This is a genomic window from Pseudalkalibacillus sp. NRS-1564, assembly GCF_050467905.1.
Taxonomy (GTDB): Bacteria; Bacillota; Bacilli; order Bacillales; family Guptibacillaceae; genus Guptibacillus; species Guptibacillus hwajinpoensis_B.
The window spans coordinates 39,507-56,062 of sequence record NZ_JBITPM010000038.1; the positions used below are offsets into that span (position 1 = coordinate 39,507).

The window sequence follows — 16,556 nt, forward strand, 5'->3', positions numbered from 1 at the left end:
AAGGACAATGAACTTGTCGTACTTACGCTATAGGAAATGGTTTTAATAAAGTTTGAGATGTAAGGAGCGTTACAGCATCATGTTTATAAAAAAGGTATACTGATAATGGGAAAATAGATGATGCCTGACTATGAAACACAATCAAGTTCGTCAAATATGTCTTTCAGTTGCTAGGATAGTTTATATGAGGGGGAAATTAGATGAAGCGAAAGTTTACATTTATTTTCGCAACGCTACTTTTTATTGTTGCATGTGGGAATAGTGAAACCAATGAAACTGGTAAAACAGAGGTGTTATCAAAGGAGTGGGATGAAATCGTATCCTCTTCTAATGGAACAGAGGTAAATCTCTTTATGTGGGGAGGAGATGAAGGCATTAATCAGTACATTGATGAATGGGCAGCACCAAGATTAAAAGAGGAGTATGATATTACGCTTAATCGTCAGCCGATGAATACCGAAGAATTTATGCAAAAACTTTTAACAGAGAAAAAAGCAAATAAAAACAAAGGTACAATTGATGTCATATGGATCAATGGCGCAAACTTCAAAAATGCTAAGAATGCTGATTTATTACTAGGTTCTTTCTCAAAGAAGCTGCCTCATTTTCAAGAATACATTGGATCAAAGGATCAGAATGCTGAATATGATCAAGGGACGGAAATTGATGGATTAGAAGCTCCGTGGGGAAATGTTCAATATGTTTTTCATTACGATTCGAGCAAGATCGATACACCTCCAAGTACACTTGAGGAGTTAAAGCAGTGGATTCACGATAATCCTGGGAAGTTTACGTATCCTAACGTTTCGGATTTTACTGGTAATACGTTCGTGAAGCACCTACTCATAAAAGGTTCAGGCGAAGAGTCGGGTCTTCTGGCAAAGGAATTTAACAAAGAAATTATTAAAGATTCCGAAGAATACGTGTGGAACTATCTTGATGATATAAAGTCTGATCTTTGGCGTAATGGTGAAACTTATCCTGAATCATTGACTAAACTTGATACGCTTTATAGTCAGGGGGAAATCCTAATGACTATGGGCTTTAACGAAGCAAGAGCAGAAAGTTTAATTGAAAATGGGACGTTTCCTGAAAGCACGAAGTCATTTGTTCTAAAAGATCCTGGATCGGTTTCAAATACACACTATCTCAGTATTCCATTTAATAGTCCGAATCCAGAGGGAGCTATGACAGTTATTGATTTTCTTGAATCGCCAGAAGCTCAAATAGCTAAAATGGATCCTACAATGTGGGGGGAAGGTACGGTATTAAATTTCGATAAATTGAGTGAAGAGGATCAGAAGATTATTGGTAACCTTGACCGGGGAGAAAGCGTACTTTCCACAGAGGTTTTAAATGAATATAAGCTACCAGACTTAGATACAGGTTACACGGAGTGGATTAATAATGAATGGGCGAATCGGGTTATTGAGCAATAAGTGGAAATTACGTTTATATTTATTACCTGCGATTGCGGTTACATTGCTACTTGTAGGGCATGGAATGTGGTCAGCGGTAGCTCAAAGTTTTCAAACAATAGATGGGGAATGGACTATTGCAACATACGCGGAACTTTTTAGTAATCATGCTTTTTTTCATTCCCTTAAATTAACGTTTCGAGTTGCCGTCCTGTCCACCTTACTATCGTTAGTGATAGGATTAGTAATGACTAGAATGTTATATGAGTTATTTAAAGATTCAACGTTGAAGATACTTGTATGGATACCGATGTTAATTCCTCATTTTGTTGCAGGTTATTTAGTATTTTTGTTTTTCTCGCAAAGTGGACTGTTCTCTTCTCTACTTTATCAAATTGGAGTATTAGAGAGTCGAGGGAATTTTCTAGTTCTTGTTCAAGAGAAATTTGGGTTGGGGATCATTTTAACATATGTCTGGAAGGAAGTTCCTTTTGTAATTCTCATGCTGTTGCCTGTTTATTATGAGATCGATCATCGCTATTCTGAAGTCGTTCGAACGCTAGGTGGAAGTAAGTGGGATGTTTTTAAAACCGTTGAACTACCCTGGATACTCCCGATTCTCATCGAAACAGCAGTAATCTTATTAGCATTTGTTGCTTCTGCGTTTGAAATCCCATATTTATTAGGTGTCACACGACCAGAAATGTTACCAGTTAGAGCGTACGAATGGTTTTATGATGGGGATTGGAGCAAGCGACCACTTGCATTTTCTGCTATGCTTCTTCCAGGAGTGCTCGCCCTTCTTCTTGCGACCTTTTCAATCGGAGCTGTGCAAAAACATAGGCTTAGAATGATAAAGGGGAGAAACAGATGAGGTTATTTTTGAAGCGTTTAGGGAAAAGAGAGTTAGCAACTAGTTTCGTGTTTGTTTTGTTTATTATTTTATTCATCCTACCTTTTGTAACAATAGGAATGAAAAGCGTCTCCGAAGGGTGGAGGTGGCCTGCGTTATTTCCAAACGAACTAAGTTTGGATGCGTGGCGTAGCATTATGAAAGATCCTTCATTAATCGAATCAATTGTTACAACGTTCAAGATTGCTCTTCTAGTTGTAATATTAAATATTTTGCTCGCGATACCAGCGGCCAGGGCTCTTTCTCACTATACGTTTAAAGGAAAATCCATTATTGAGGGACTATTGCTATCCCCTATTTTAATACCTGGCATTTTACTCGCAATGGGGCTTCAATTTACGATGATACAATTTGGCTTAGCAGATAAGATGATAGGCGTTGTCATTGTTCATTTGATTCCTACGCTACCTTATGCCATTCGTGTCATGAGGGCAGGCTATGAGAGAATGGGAAGTAGTCTAAATGAGCAGGCTGCTGTACTAGGAGCCGGTCCGTTGACGCGCTTTTTGACAGTAGCCCTACCTTTATTACTTCCAAGTATTCGAAGCTTAATGTTATTAACTTTTGTTATATCTTTAGGACAATATGCGCTTACAGCAATTATTGGGGGAGGTACAGTGATCACCCTCCCATTATTATATTATCCCTATTTTTCAAGTTCGAATGAAGCAGTTATTGCAGGATTTTCAATACTTTTTGCTTTGCTACCCCTTCTATTTATTGGCCTGGTGGAAGTTATGTTGAGGCTGGTTATTCGAGCTGTTAATCGCGTTTGAAAGGAAGATTGTTTTGAACCAGCTATTGCAATGCAGAAACCTTCATAAGAAATTTTCAAATACATCGATCTTGCAGAACCTTTCGTTTCATTTAGAAGAAGGTGAGCATTTTACAGTAGTAGGACCATCAGGATGCGGTAAGAGTACACTCCTCAGGTGTATTGCTGGTTTGGAAGCACTAAATGAAGGAGACATTTACTTAAGAGAAAAATCAATTGTAAGGCTGAAACCAGAAGATCGTTCGGTCGTTTTGATGTTTCAGGATTCATTATTATTTCCTCATTTAACAGTACTAGAAAACGTAACTTATGGTTTGAAAAGAAAAAAAGTATCAAAAAACGAACGCGTTAGGCAAGCTGAACAAATGTTAAATAAAGTAAAGCTGTCTAAATGGAAAGATACCTTTCCTCATGAATTATCAGGTGGTCAAAAGCAGAGAGTATCACTTGCAAGAGCGCTTGTGCTGAAACCAGATCTTCTTTTATTAGATGAGCCGTTTAGCTCACTTGATGCTGCACTACGAGAATCACTTCGTAGTGAGGTGAAGGATTTATTAAAAGAAGAAGGGATTACTTCACTGTTTATTACTCACGACCGTGACGAAGCTATCGAAATGGGTGATAGGCTTGCTGTTATGTATGAGGGGAGATTCATCCAAATCGGTCATCCTTATGATGTTGTCACGAATCCTTCATCTATGGAGAGCGCTAAAATTATTGGAGAAGGATTAGCTCTAGAAGAAGGGTTTATTCCGCTTAGTAAATTAAAAGCCATTTCTGTGCAAGATAAAGAAAGTAACCAGGATTGTACCTTTGTTTCAGGAAAGGTAAGCGCGGTTACAGTAAAAAACAACATAGAATGCTATCGTATATCCTGGGAACAGGGAAGTATTCTTGTCATGTCAGACAGTCGTTTAGTTGCGGGTCAAGAAGTTCTATTAAGTGCTAAGAGGGAAGACATGAAAGAATATCCCAAAGATCAATGGGGTCTTGCCCAATGACTGTTAAAACACTTCTAAAAGGATTATCGTTGATGGCACTTATCATTGTTATTTACTTACTTAATCAATATGTATTTGATTTTAGACCCTCTCACATTCGTGGTTGGATTTCATCATTCGGCTTTTATGCTCCGCTCATTTTCTTGCTTATTTGTATTGGTAGACCCTTTGTGCTCTTTCCTACATCGATCATTTCGATCAGTGGTGGCTTAGTATTCGGGCCTCTACTTGGTACAGTTCTAGCGGTGGTAGGTGGTTCAACAGGAGCTCTTCTTTTCTTTTCATTAGCAAGAAAATTAGGAATGAACATTCTACCGAAATCATGGAAGCGGAAGGGAGAAAACCTTGAGAAACGATTATCAGAAAAGGGTTTTCTTTATGTACTCTTGTTACGTCTTGTTCCTTTTCTTCATTTTGATTTAGTTAGCTATGTTTGTGGGGTTTCTAATGTGAATCGGAGGAAATACTATTTAGCAACGCTGCTGGGGATGTTACCAGGTGCCATTGCATTGAATTTTCTGGGGGCAAGTTTTTTATCAAATAATTTATCATCGGTCATTATTGCTGCTGCCGTATTACTACTATTACTTATCCTAAGTCTATATATTCGCAGAAAAGCATTCGGACCTTCTGTTGAAGAAGAACTGAAATAAGGACGGTGCTGTCGTGCTTGACACTCATGCAAGGAAATATGTTCAGCCTCTAATGGATCGGACCTCAGAATCGCTGCTTCGATTAGGTCTTACAGCTAATCAAGTAACGGTTATTTCATTCATTATTGGCATTTCATCGGGGATATTTATTTATTTTGATTATTACGTTTGGGCGGTTATCGTATTATGGGCTTCTGGTTTTCTTGATGCTGTTGATGGAACAATGGCACGTAAAACAAAGCCATCTCCTTTTGGCACCGTATTGGATGTGAGTTTTGATCGCGTTGTTGAAATTAGTGTCATATTAGGGCTTGCTTTTCGGTTTCCTGAAGCGATGTGGGCCTTGTTATTATTAAGTACTTCCATCATTTTTGCCATGACGATCTTCCTTACAGTAGGTGCTGTGTCAGAGAAAAAAGGCATCAAATCATTCTATTATCAAGCGGGAGCTGCGGAGAGAACAGAAGGTTTTCTTCTCTTTACAGCAATGATTTTGTTTCACAATTTTTTAGTTATCTTGACACTAGCGTTTGTAGCAATTGAACTATTCACTGCTTTTCAAAGACTAGCAGAAGCCAAAAGGATATTAGGATAGAGGAGATGGGACGAATGATAGAATATGATCTAATTGTAATAGGCGGGGGTTCTGGTGGACTGACTGCTGCATCTGGTGCAGCCAATATGGGAGCCAATGTGGCCTTAATCGATGATCAGCCAGGTTTAGGTGGTGACTGTCTTCATTATGGGTGTGTCCCATCAAAGGCTTTTATTACAGCTGCTAAAGAAGTTCATGCTGTCTACAAGGGGGCAAAAGAATTTGGCCTTACGGTGAGCGGTGAAGTGCTCTTTAGTCGTGCTATAGATCGCGTGAAAGAAGCGATTAGTGAAATTCAAGAAATTGATAGTGATGAGCGCTTTGAGAAATTAGGGGTAGATATTTATCGAGGCAAAGGTTCATTTAAAGATAGTCATACAGTCCTCATTGATGGCAAGAACCCCATCAAAGGGAAACGTATTGTGATTTCCACAGGATCAAGCCCGAAAGTTCCCCCAATTGACGGAGTGGAACATGTTTCTTATATTACGAATGAATCAATTTTCAATTTAGACCATTTGCCTGAAAGCATCGTTTTTATAGGTGGCGGTCCTGTTGGACTTGAGCTTGCTCAATCTCTCTCAAGATTCGGCTCAAATGTAACTATATTAGAAACCTCTGAGACCATTTTGAAAAAAGAAGATCATGATATTATTCCAATTGCTACGAAGGAATTGGAGAAAGAACTTTCATTTATTTTTAAAGCAGAAGTAAAAGAGATTAAAGAGGAAAACGGTTATAAAGTTGTGGCGTATATAGAAAATGGCGAAGAGAAAACTATCCAATCAGAAATGATTATGTTTTCAACTGGTAGAAAGCCTAATACAGATAAATTGAATTTAGAAGCGGCCTCAGTAGATGAGGACAATGGATTTATTAAAGTTAATGCATCATTACAATCTAGCCAATCCCACATCTATGCAATTGGTGATGTGAATGGTGCCTTTCCTTTTACACATGGAGCTGGTATGGAAGGGAAACTTATTGTACAAAACGCAGTGTTTGGATTAAAGAGAAAAGTAAACTATGAGAACGTTCCATGGGTTACCTATATAGATCCTGAGGTCTTTCACCTTGGAATGACTGAGAAAGAAGCGAAAGAGAAACATGGCGATCAAATTCGCGTTTTCAAGGTTGGTACGGAAGATGTCGATCGATTTATAGCTGAGCGCAAAAAAATGGACTTTTAAAGGTCATTACAGACATGAAAGGGCATATTCTAGGTGCTCATGCTGTTGGTGAAGATGCTGGAAGCTGGATGCAAGAAATTGTTTTTGCGAAAGAACATGGTCATAAAATCGGAGACATTTCTACAGTTATTCACCCATACCCAACGAAAGGTGCTATCCTAAATCAAGCCGCTGATTTATTCTGGAGAGAAAAATTATTTGATGGTTGGCTTCCGAAGGTGTCAGAAAAATACATTAAATGGGTTCGATAAAGAATTAAAGGAGGAGAAGGTTGAAGAAACTGTTGTTAATTGGAGCGGGACATGCTCACCTTCACATAATGAAGAAACTTCAGGAAGAAAATGGAGAGCATGAGGTGACACTCATTTCTCCATCGGAGTATCAATATTATTCTGGAATGTTCTCAGGCTATCTTGAAGGGCTATATAACAAAGAAGATATGCGAATACATATTCCAACATTAGCAAAAGCGGCAGGCATTCATTTTACGGAGGGTGCAGCGTTATCTATAGATGCTAAAGCAAAAGTTGTGTTAACGGAAAAGGGCGATATTCTCTCATATGATGTTCTTTCCGTAGATATCGGCTCATTAACAGCCGGAATTGAAGTACCTGGCGCTAGAAAGCATGCTCTCCGCATCAAACCTAACTATCGTATCGAGGAAGTCGCGAAGGCAATGCAGGCGGCAGAAACCCCTGTCGTTGTAGGTGGTGGCGCTGCAGGTGTTGAAATGGCTTTAGCTCTCACTGCAAAAAGAAAACTTGAGGATAAAAAACCGGTGGCATTAATTTCTCATTCACCATTGTTAGAAAATACTTCTGCTAAAGCGCAGGAAAAAATCAAGCAAATTATGCAAGGTAAAAGCTTGCCACTTTATTTGCAAGAAAAAGTGGCAAATGTAACGTCAAGTCAGATTATCACAACAACTGGTAATCAAATTGCTTATGATGAAGTGCTATGGTTAACTGGACCAAAAGCTCCAGGTATATTTCGAACTTCTCAATTACCAGTTGATGAAGCGGGTTATTTACTTGTAGAAGATACACTACAAGTGAAGGAGTATCCGGCCATTTTTGCGGCAGGAGATTGTGCTTCTATCCGCCAGTATCCGGACCTTCCTAAAGCCGGTGTAGTAGCCGTGCGACAATCAGATATCCTTTGGGCAAACATGAAGGGGTTTCTGAATGATGCGAATGGACGGCGTTTCCAACCTAAGAATGCATACTTATCGATTCTTTCTACTGGTCAAAAACAGGGATTACTGTTATATGGGAGAATAGTTCTTCACCATCCTCTCTCATGGAAATTAAAAAATAGAATAGATCAAAAGTTTATGACCACATACAAGACGAATGTTTGAGTAACGCCCGGTGTATTATAATAGGACTTTAATGGGTCCTCTTCATGAAAAAACTCTCTTTCTTAAAGAAAGAGAGTTTTTTCATGAAGAGGACGGTAATAAACGTTGCGGATTTCTGGCTCATGTACGCTCTGTGATTAAAATTGCACTCGAATGAGCCAAAATCGAGCATCAAAACTATAAGTTAATGTAGTTTGTGGATAAACCATATAGGTGTAATCTTCATTAATTCATACATAAAGACCGCGACTTTATGAGTGGAGGTGAGCAAATTCTGTCGGATATTTGTGCTGAAAAAAGAGGGGTTGACGAAACGATTGCTAGCGAAAAATGACAAATTGGAGTGGCTTTTCAATTTTTTTGGCATTTCGATAAAAGGCTATTTGAACAAACTCCTCCTTTATGCTAACATCCGAAAGATATAAAAGCGAATTTTAGGGACTTTGTCATAAGTAAATTACTTGAGTAAGAATCGATGCTTCTATAGTCCTTAACCCCTAAAGACTATTTAAAAACGATATTACTCATCAAAATGATTCAGAAGCAGGACAATCGTCATTTTTTTATATTAAAAGTACTTTGAGAGAATTGAATCATTTTCTGAATATTTAGTTATTTTTGTTTGGGTTGTGACAAATCCTGGTATAGCATATTAAGTGAACCCGGCAATACAAAAGGAGGGCAGAGTGTAAACACAAAACTAATAATTAGGGAGGAAGAAATTTGAGAAAACGAAGCAAACGTAAAATCGTAGCTCTTTTTGCTTGTTTTATTCTCCTCATCACGAGCTTCATACAACCAGCGATGCAAGTGAACGCGAAAAGTGATTCTTCTGTATCCATGAATGATGAAGTGAAACGCGTTGATCAGAAGGTAGCGAAAGCATTTGAGAAGAACGAAAAAGTAACGTTCTTGATTAAATTTGCAGAACAAGCTGATACGACAAAAGTTGCGAAAGAAGCTGAAGAAAAGGCTAAGAAAAACAACTTAACTTCCTTTCAAGCTGAAATCACTAAGCGATCAGCTGTTGTTAATGCGTTAAGAGCTACGTCTATTGAAACACAACACTCTGTGTCCACATACTTAGAACAACAAGAGAAAAAAGGCAATGCAGAAGACATAAAATCATTTTACATCGTAAACGGTATGGCAGTAACAGCAACAAAAAAAGTGATGAACCAACTAGCATCATTTCCTGAAGTGGATAAAATACTTCCTAACGAGATCAGGCAGATTCAGCCAATTCCAGATAAAACGAAAACTAAGGCTAAAACGACTGCAGATACGAACTCAATTGAGTGGAATATTGATCGAGTAGGTGCTCCTGAAGTATGGGATATGGGAATTGATGGGGCAGGGACGGTGATCGCTAACATTGATACCGGTGTTCAGTGGGATCATCCCGCTCTTATGAAACAGTATCGAGGATATAGTTCTGAAGGAGTAGATCATGAATTTAACTGGTTTGACGCTGTAAGCGGAGAAGCCGCCCCATATGATGATCTCGCACATGGGACTCATACAATGGGAACTATGGTTGGCGCTGAACCGGATGGTTCGAATGAGATTGGCGTCGCTCCTGGGGCAAAATGGATAGCGGTAAAAGCTTTTAGCGAAGACGGTGGAACAGATATCAATCTTCTTGAAGCAGGAGAATGGATTATTGCTCCTAAGGATGCAGAAGGCAATCCACACCCTGAGAAGGCTCCTGATGTCGTGAACAATTCTTGGGGAGGCGGACCTGGGCTTGACGAATGGTATCGCCCAATGGTTCAAAATTGGCGAAATGCAGATATATTCCCAGAATTTTCTGCGGGTAATACAACACTATTTAATCCCGGAGGTCCGGAGTCAATCGCAACACCAGCAAATTATCCTGAGTCATTTGCTACGGGAGCTACAGATATCAATGATGCTCTTGGGAGTTTCTCTCTACAGGGACCATCCCCATATGATGAAATAAAACCTGACGTTTCAGCTCCTGGAGTTAATATCCGTTCTGCGGTACCAGGGAGTAGCTATGAAGGAGGGTGGAATGGTACGTCGATGGCTGGGCCACACGTATCAGCGATCGCTGCTCTCCTTCGTCAAGCAGATCCATCGTTGACGGTTGATGATATAGAAGACATCTTTTTAAACACCGTCACACCACTTACAGACGATGAATTCCCAGATTCTCCGAATAATGGTTACGGTTATGGATTAGTGAATGCATTTGACGCTGTTTCTTCTGTTATGAGTGGGCTCGGTACATTAGAGGGTGATGTGATGAAAGAAGGAAGCGATGAAGAAGAGCCCACGTATCAACACGATGCTCCTGCAGAAGCTTATGCTCAGATGGAATTTCCTCTTACCGTCACAGCGACAGATAATGTGAGCGTAACGAGTGTAGAGCTTGAATATGATCATAACGGAGAGTGGACGTCAACTGAAGCAACAAGAATTGATGGGAACTATCTTTCTGGATCCTATCAAGCTATTATCCCAGGTGACGCCGTCAGTGAACCTTCCGTTAGTTACAGGTTTAAAATCGAAGACTATGGTGGACATGTTGTCACAACGGACGAATATCAGGTAGAAATTATCCCTGGTATCTCAACAGGATACGAAACGGACTTTGAATCAGAGCCAGCTGGATGGATGAGCTGGGGAGAAAATAATTCATGGGAGTGGGGGACGCCAACGGTTGGTCCTGAAGCTTACTCTGGAGAAAAGGTTTATGGAACCAACCTTGATGGAGCTTATGACAACAGTGCTAACATGACGCTGATGATGCCTCCTATCGATTTACCAGAAGGTGAAGCTTATCTTCAATTCAATCAATGGTATGAACTAGAAAGAAACTATGATTATGGTCATCTCTTCGTTTCAACCGATCAGGAAAATTGGGAAGCTCTTGCGGAGTATAATAATCTTTCTGATGAATGGGTGAGTGAAGAGGTTGATCTATCAGCCTATGAAAATCAGCGGATTTATTTAGCTTTCCACGTCGAGACGGATGGTAGCGTGATGAAGCAGGGCTGGTATATTGACGATGTAAGTTTATCAGCAGAGCCGATGGAAGTCGCCGCTAAGAAAAAGAGCGCGAAAGTTTCTGTTCAGCCTGAAGAAAAATCTGCTAGTGCCAAAGCGAAAGAAAAAGTTAATCCTGACAAGTTAAAACCTTCACCGCTTGTTGCAAATCCAGTTAAAGAGAAACCATCACCTACACCTCAAGCTCTGCCGCTTCAAGCAGAAGTGTCTATTCTTGAGACAGGGCGCTCTGCAACAACGAACTTGGAAGATGGAAGCTATTCCATGACTCATGCAGCAGGGGACTACACAGCTGTTGCAGAAGCATATGGCTACCAGTCAGAGACTCAGGAAGTGACGATCGTAGATGATGAAGTGACAGAAGCTGACTTCACATTAGAAGCGATACCAGAGGGAGAAATCGAAGGAACAGTCACGAATAGTGAAACAGGAGAGCCAATCCAAGATGCAACTGTTTTATTAGTAGAAGATGCTGCTATAGCACCCGTGCAAACGGATGAAGAAGGACATTATTCATTAACAGGTTATGAAGGGGAGTATACGTTAAAAGTTCTTGCGGCCGGTTACTATAGCGATACATTTAACGTCACTGTGGAAGCGAACGAGACCGTTGTACAGAATGCTGATCTTTCCCCATTCATCGGATATGCAGGGGAAATCGGGTATGACGATGGTACTGCTGAAAACGCAAGAGCGTTCTATGATGCTGGGAACGGTTGGGCTGTGAAAATGTCGCTAGCAGAAGGTCAAGAACGTGCGCTTGTGACTGGAGGGTTATTTAGATTCTGGAATACGGAATGGCCAAATCCAGGCGGCACAAATTTTAAAGTCGAAATTCATGATGCATCAGGTCCGGATGGAGCACCAGGTAAGAAACTCGCTGGTCCAATTGACGCGACTGCTCTTCGAAATGGCGAATGGACGATGGTTGATCTGTCTGATCAAGGAGTGATCGTAGAAGGTGATTTTTATCTCACTTATATTCAAGCGGATGCCAATCCAAATGCTCCGGGTCTTGCAACAGATGAAGACGGAGAATATGTCGACCGAAGCTTTCAATATGTTAGCGGCGCATGGTCGAAGGCTCCTGAAGAAGAAGGGAACTATATGATCCGTGCAGTCGTGGATTATGAACTAACAGCACCAATGATTACATCTCCAAAAGACGGTTCGTATACAAACAAGAATAGCATTGAAGTTGACGGTGAAACGGCACCAATGACAGACGTTCATGTTATGAAAAATGGCGAAGAAGAAGCTGTTACAACTTCTAATGAAGAAGGTGATTTTACAACAGAAATCCAATTGAGCAATGGTGAAAATCAGTTAACAGCTCGTGCATCGACTGATCGTGGGATGACGGAAGAATCTGATACTGTTATGGTTACTTTAGATCAAACAAAACCGGAATTAACGATCACATCTCCTAAAGATGACTGGAAAACAAATAAAGGATCCGTAACAGTTAAAGGTGACGTTCATGATGATAATCTTGCTTGGGTAAAAGTTAACGGAACGAAAGCGAAAGTAGAAAATGGTGCATTTTCACATCGGATGCTCCTCGAGCAAGGTGAGAACATTATAAAAGTAGTGGCGAAAGACAAAGCAGGAAATAAAACGAAAAAGTCGATCAAAGTTTATTCCCAGCAAGAAGAATTGGTCATTAATCAATTAAAACCAGATCAAAATAAAGATCTTCAAGCGGGAGAATCAGTGAAAATTGAATTCGATAGCTCTCCAGGAATAAAGGCTACTTTCTCAATTCGTATGCCGCTAGTGAATCCAACGATGATGCCTTCAAGTATGACTGAATTTCCAATGATGGAAGTATCAGAAGGGCATTATGTCGGTTACTGGACAGCTACTTCGAATGTGGTGGCTGAAGGTGCTGAGATCGAAGTGAAAGTGAAAGATTCTTTTGGCAACGAGACACGAAAAACAGCGGAAGGATTACTAAATATCAATACGAAAGAATAGTTTAAACCATCGAAAAAGCAGGCAGTCTAAATAGACAGCCTGCTTTTTTGATTTGTCCGGTATTTTATCAGATTTCATCTTAAGCAATGTATAAGCATATGATCGGCGGTGGTTTTTCTTGTCATTTCTGATAAAATAAAATTCAAATTAATTGTCAAATGTGGATTTGCAACTTCAAATGTGCAAAGATATTGTAAAGACGTTTATAATGGAGAAGAAGCAAATTGCTGAAAAGGAAATGATGATATGGCTTTACGATATGCTCTTCTTGGATTACTCACAAAGAAACCATCAACCGGATATGAACTAACACAACAATTTAGAGAAACGATGATCCATTTTTGGTCTGCGCATCATACACAAATTTATCGTGAACTTGGAAAGATGGAGAAAGAGAAGCTAGTAAGCTTTGAAATTGTTCCGCAGTTAGATCTTCCAGATAAAAAGATCTATTCTATTGAAGATAAAGGATACCGTCTTCTCATTGAATGGCTTGCTCATCATACTGTAGACCCACCAAAAATGAAAAACGAACAATTGATGCGTGTTTCTTTATTTCATCTTATTCCAAAAGAAGAAGCGATCCAATTCCTAAAAGAGAGTAAAGAGCATCACCAAATGGTGCTTGATCATATGAACAGCTGGAAAGAAGTAAATGCAGTTGATCATAGAATAGAGAAAGATCGTCTGGGGGAATACCTTACGCTTGAATACGGTAGGCGTCAGATGAAAACCTGGATTGAGTGGTGTGACTGGGCTATTGAGTTTATAGACGTTATTATAGAAGATAGTGGAGAGGAGAGATAACATGAGAGTGACTTTCACAGATCAAGCGATCGAGAAATTAGAACATGATTCTGAGGGTTATATGAAGTTACATTATGACATCGAAGATTGCGGGTGTGTAGTGAACGGTGTTACGCAATTAGTAAATGATTCCGCTCAGGGTGATTTTAATATGACGCTTGAGTCAAATTTCAGACCTGTATTGATTCAGAAACAATATAAAGTGTTTTTTGATAAAGAAATGAAAATTGATTTTCTTCCGAAACACCAGTGTTTTATGCTTAAAAGTGATAGTGAAATCATTAACCCGAGAATGCGATATATAAACAAAGGATAACGATTAGGGGGATTTACTAGAGTGACGTTTTTGATGTATTTTGTTATTTTTTTCGTAGTATTTATGATCGTAAAGGGAGTTTTGAATTTATTTAAAGGTCAAAAGATGGATCGAATTACGGTTATCGGTGGACTAATTCTAGCTCTAATCTATAGTATTATTTTAACTATAGTAAAAGGATAAAATAAGCACACGTCTGTGTGCTTATTTTATTTAGTTTACCATAATTTTTTTATGACTACTTTAGGGAAGCTTCCTTTTCTTTATTATATAACGTTCGATAAGGTGTTAGGATGGGTCTTGATAGGTGAGGCTCAATCTCATCAATAGCTCTCATTAGTTTTTCTAGATCAATACCTGTTTTGATACCCATTCTCTCCAACATATAGACAACACTTTCTGTTGCAACGTTGCCTGTCGCTCCTTTGGCGAAAGGGCAGCCGCCAAGTCCGCCTACTGACGTATCAAATCTTGAAATTCCAGCTTGGAGACATGCATAGATGTTAGCAAGTGCCATACCCCTTGTATCGTGGAAATGAGCTGTTAACAATGTTGACGGTAATTCTTTTACAAGTTGGCTAAAAAGGTTGTGTGATTCATCAGGAGTGGCCATTCCGTTAGTATCTGCTACGCTTAATTCATCTACGCCTGCATCAACAAATTGACGGCAAACGTCAACCGCATCATTTACTTTTATTTTTCCTTCATATGGACAATAGAAAGCAGTAGAGATGCATGCACGAACGAAATAACCTTCTGCTTTTAATTCTTTGACTAAAGGAATTAGCTCATTGAGTAGATCCTTTGTCTCTTTATTGCTATTCTTTTGATTAAAGGAGTTACTAACACCAGCAAAAAGTGCTATCGATTTCACGTTCGTTTCTTTAATCCTCTCGACCCCTTTACGGTTAGGGGCTAAAACGAAGTTTCTTGTACCGTCAAGGCAAGTACTTACTATTTCACTGGCATCTTTCATTTGGGGAACCCATTTAGGTGATACGAATGAGGTAATCTCCATTTCTTTCATTCCGGCTGTTTTTAAGGCTTTGATGAAACGGATTTTATCATTTGTTTTGATCTGATTTAGTTCATTTTGAAGTCCATCTCTTGGACCAACTTCAATGATTGTTGCATGTTGTGGTAGCAAAACATTCATCACCTTTCTTTGTAAGCGCTATCTTTAATTAAAACAAAGGATCGGAAGTCTTGCAAGATAATCGTTTGAATAATGGAAATTCTCGCTTGGAGGAAGGAGTTTTTTGAATTAAGTAAGAATTATGTAGAAGAGAGTCATAGATACATAAGGAGGAAATCGAAATGAGTCGAGATGTTGTAATTGTAAGCGCTGTCAGAACGCCGGTAGGTTCATTTAATGGTTCACTAAAATCTATATCAGCTACAGAACTTGGGGCCGCTGTCATTAAGGGAGCGATCGAAAAAGCTGACTTATCAATAGATCAGGTGGAAGAAGTCATTATGGGAAACGTTCTACAAGCGGGTCTCGGACAAAATCCTGCACGTCAGGCTGCGATTAAAGCGGGAATCCCAGTTTCAACTCCTGCGATGACAATCAATAAAGTATGTGGTTCAGGATTGAAAACCGTTCATCTAGGAGCTCAATCTATTATGCTTGGCGATCAAGATATTGTTGTCGCTGGTGGGATGGAGAACATGAGTCAGGCACCTTATTTATTAAACGGAGCACGAGAAGGCTTACGAATGGGTGACCAAAAGATGGTGGATAGCATGATTCAAGATGGATTATGGTGCGCATTTAACGATTATCATATGGGTGTTACTGCTGAGAACCTGTGCGATCATTATCAGCTAACAAGAGAAGAAATGGATGGATTTGCTGCATGGAGTCAACAAAAAGCACAGGCTGCAATTGAAGAGGGGCGTTTTAAAGAAGAGATTCTCCCGGTTTCTATTCCGCAGCGAAAAGGTGACCCTCTTTTATTTGATACCGATGAATACGTTAAACCAGGAACAACGGCTGATAAACTTGCAAAGTTACGCCCAGCTTTTAAGAAAAACGGTGGGGTTACGGCAGGAAACGCTTCTGGTATTAACGATGGCGCAGCCGCTGTTGTTTTAATGAGTAAAGAAAAGGCTGATGAGCTTGGAATAGAATACCTTGCTGTTATTCGCTCAAATGCAAGTGGAGGTGTAGATCCAAGCGTAATGGGGTTAGGTCCAGTTCCTGCTACGAAGAAAGCACTTGAACGTGCGGGGCTTTCTATGAGCCAAATGAATCTTGTAGAAGCAAATGAGGCTTTTGCTGCACAGTCTCTTGCCGTTGGAAGAGATCTTGATTTTAATAAAGAAATCTTAAACGTAAACGGTGGGGCTATTGCACTTGGTCATCCGATTGGCGCAAGTGGCACTCGAATTCTAGTTACTCTACTACATGAAATGAAACGTAGAAATGAGCGGTTTGGTCTGGCTACACTTTGCATTGGTGGAGGACAGGGCGTAGCAACAATCGTTGAACGAACTTAAAAAAGATATGGAGGTT

General features: G+C 39.7%; 13 protein-coding genes and 1 pseudogene. 13 read left to right on the forward strand and 1 reads right to left on the reverse strand.

Annotated elements, in window-relative coordinates; all coding sequences use genetic code 11:
• The first annotated feature begins 200 nt into the window (after positions 1–200).
• The 12 genes and pseudogenes from ACIFPW_RS17045 to ACIFPW_RS17100 all read left to right on the forward strand — a co-directional run bounded on the left by ACIFPW_RS17045 (position 201) and on the right by ACIFPW_RS17100 (position 14,221).
• Positions 201–1,439, forward strand: a complete 1,239-nt coding sequence (locus ACIFPW_RS17045; RefSeq protein WP_430246079.1) for an ABC transporter substrate-binding protein — start codon at positions 201–203, stop codon at positions 1,437–1,439.
• Entirely contained in the window at positions 1,408–2,292 is an 885-nt protein-coding gene (locus tag ACIFPW_RS17050; RefSeq protein ID WP_430246081.1) for an ABC transporter permease, read from the forward strand. The genes ACIFPW_RS17045 and ACIFPW_RS17050 overlap by 32 nt, the downstream gene beginning before the upstream one ends.
• Positions 2,289–3,107 (forward strand): ABC transporter permease, encoded by an 819-nt coding sequence (locus tag ACIFPW_RS17055; RefSeq protein WP_303530844.1) that lies wholly within the window; start codon positions 2,289–2,291, stop codon positions 3,105–3,107. The genes ACIFPW_RS17050 and ACIFPW_RS17055 overlap by 4 nt, the downstream gene beginning before the upstream one ends.
• Positions 3,108–3,120: 13 nt before the next feature.
• Positions 3,121–4,107, forward strand: coding sequence for an ABC transporter ATP-binding protein (locus tag ACIFPW_RS17060; RefSeq protein ID WP_430246083.1), 987 nt, complete (start codon positions 3,121–3,123; stop codon positions 4,105–4,107).
• Positions 4,104–4,760, forward strand: a complete 657-nt coding sequence (locus tag ACIFPW_RS17065) for a TVP38/TMEM64 family protein (RefSeq protein WP_430246084.1) — start codon at positions 4,104–4,106, stop codon at positions 4,758–4,760. Before ACIFPW_RS17060 ends, ACIFPW_RS17065 begins: the two co-directional genes overlap by 4 nt.
• 13 nt (positions 4,761–4,773) lie before the next feature.
• Positions 4,774–5,355: a CDP-alcohol phosphatidyltransferase family protein gene (locus ACIFPW_RS17070; protein ID WP_430246085.1), complete on the forward strand. Its 582-nt coding sequence runs from the start codon at positions 4,774–4,776 to the stop codon at positions 5,353–5,355.
• 14 nt (positions 5,356–5,369) lie between these two features.
• Positions 5,370–6,796 (forward strand): annotated as a pseudogene (locus ACIFPW_RS17075) (dihydrolipoyl dehydrogenase family protein).
• A 20-nt stretch (positions 6,797–6,816) separates the two neighbouring features.
• Positions 6,817–7,905 carry an FAD-dependent oxidoreductase gene (locus ACIFPW_RS17080; protein ID WP_430246086.1) on the forward strand — a complete coding sequence of 363 codons (1,089 nt, stop codon included), beginning with the start codon at positions 6,817–6,819 and terminating at the stop codon, positions 7,903–7,905.
• Positions 7,906–8,628: 723 nt separating this feature from the next.
• The gene (locus tag ACIFPW_RS17085; protein ID WP_430246088.1) at positions 8,629–12,915 is read left to right on the forward strand and encodes a S8 family serine peptidase; all 4,287 of its coding nucleotides are present in this window, start codon (positions 8,629–8,631) and stop codon (positions 12,913–12,915) included.
• Between the two features lie 246 nt (positions 12,916–13,161).
• Positions 13,162–13,722 carry a PadR family transcriptional regulator gene (locus ACIFPW_RS17090; RefSeq protein ID WP_430246090.1) on the forward strand — a complete coding sequence of 187 codons (561 nt, stop codon included), beginning with the start codon at positions 13,162–13,164 and terminating at the stop codon, positions 13,720–13,722.
• A gap of 1 nt (position 13,723) precedes the next feature.
• On the forward strand, positions 13,724–14,038 hold the full coding sequence (locus ACIFPW_RS17095) for an iron-sulfur cluster biosynthesis family protein (protein WP_160918920.1): 315 nt from the start codon (positions 13,724–13,726) through the stop codon (positions 14,036–14,038).
• Between the two features lie 21 nt (positions 14,039–14,059).
• Positions 14,060–14,221, forward strand: a complete 162-nt coding sequence (locus tag ACIFPW_RS17100) for a hypothetical protein (protein WP_430246093.1) — start codon at positions 14,060–14,062, stop codon at positions 14,219–14,221.
• A 55-nt stretch (positions 14,222–14,276) separates the two neighbouring features.
• Here the strand turns inward: ACIFPW_RS17100 and ACIFPW_RS17105 are convergent, their stop codons facing one another.
• Complete coding sequence (locus ACIFPW_RS17105; RefSeq protein ID WP_430246095.1) at positions 14,277–15,194, reverse strand: hydroxymethylglutaryl-CoA lyase; 918 nt, start codon at positions 15,192–15,194, stop codon at positions 14,277–14,279.
• Positions 15,195–15,355: 161 nt separating this feature from the next.
• Between ACIFPW_RS17105 and ACIFPW_RS17110 the strand changes: the two genes are divergently transcribed.
• Complete coding sequence (locus tag ACIFPW_RS17110) at positions 15,356–16,540, forward strand: acetyl-CoA C-acetyltransferase (protein ID WP_430246097.1); 1,185 nt, start codon at positions 15,356–15,358, stop codon at positions 16,538–16,540.
• Positions 16,541–16,556: the final 16 nt, after the last annotated feature.

Bases quoted from the DNA above. Each gene is read 5' to 3' on its own strand.
- ACIFPW_RS17045 (WP_430246079.1), top strand. From the start codon at position 201: ATGAAGCGAAAGTTTACATTTATTTTCGCAACGCTACTTTTTATTGTT.
- ACIFPW_RS17050 (WP_430246081.1), top strand. From the start codon at position 1,408: ATGAATGGGCGAATCGGGTTATTGAGCAATAAGTGGAAATTACGTTTA.
- ACIFPW_RS17055 (WP_303530844.1), top strand. From the start codon at position 2,289: ATGAGGTTATTTTTGAAGCGTTTAGGGAAAAGAGAGTTAGCAACTAGT.
- ACIFPW_RS17065 (WP_430246084.1), top strand. From the start codon at position 4,104: ATGACTGTTAAAACACTTCTAAAAGGATTATCGTTGATGGCACTTATC.
- ACIFPW_RS17090 (WP_430246090.1), top strand. From the start codon at position 13,162: ATGGCTTTACGATATGCTCTTCTTGGATTACTCACAAAGAAACCATCA.
- ACIFPW_RS17095 (WP_160918920.1), top strand. From the start codon at position 13,724: ATGAGAGTGACTTTCACAGATCAAGCGATCGAGAAATTAGAACATGAT.
- ACIFPW_RS17105 (WP_430246095.1), bottom strand. From the start codon at position 15,194: ATGAATGTTTTGCTACCACAACATGCAACAATCATTGAAGTTGGTCCA.
- ACIFPW_RS17110 (WP_430246097.1), top strand. From the start codon at position 15,356: ATGAGTCGAGATGTTGTAATTGTAAGCGCTGTCAGAACGCCGGTAGGT.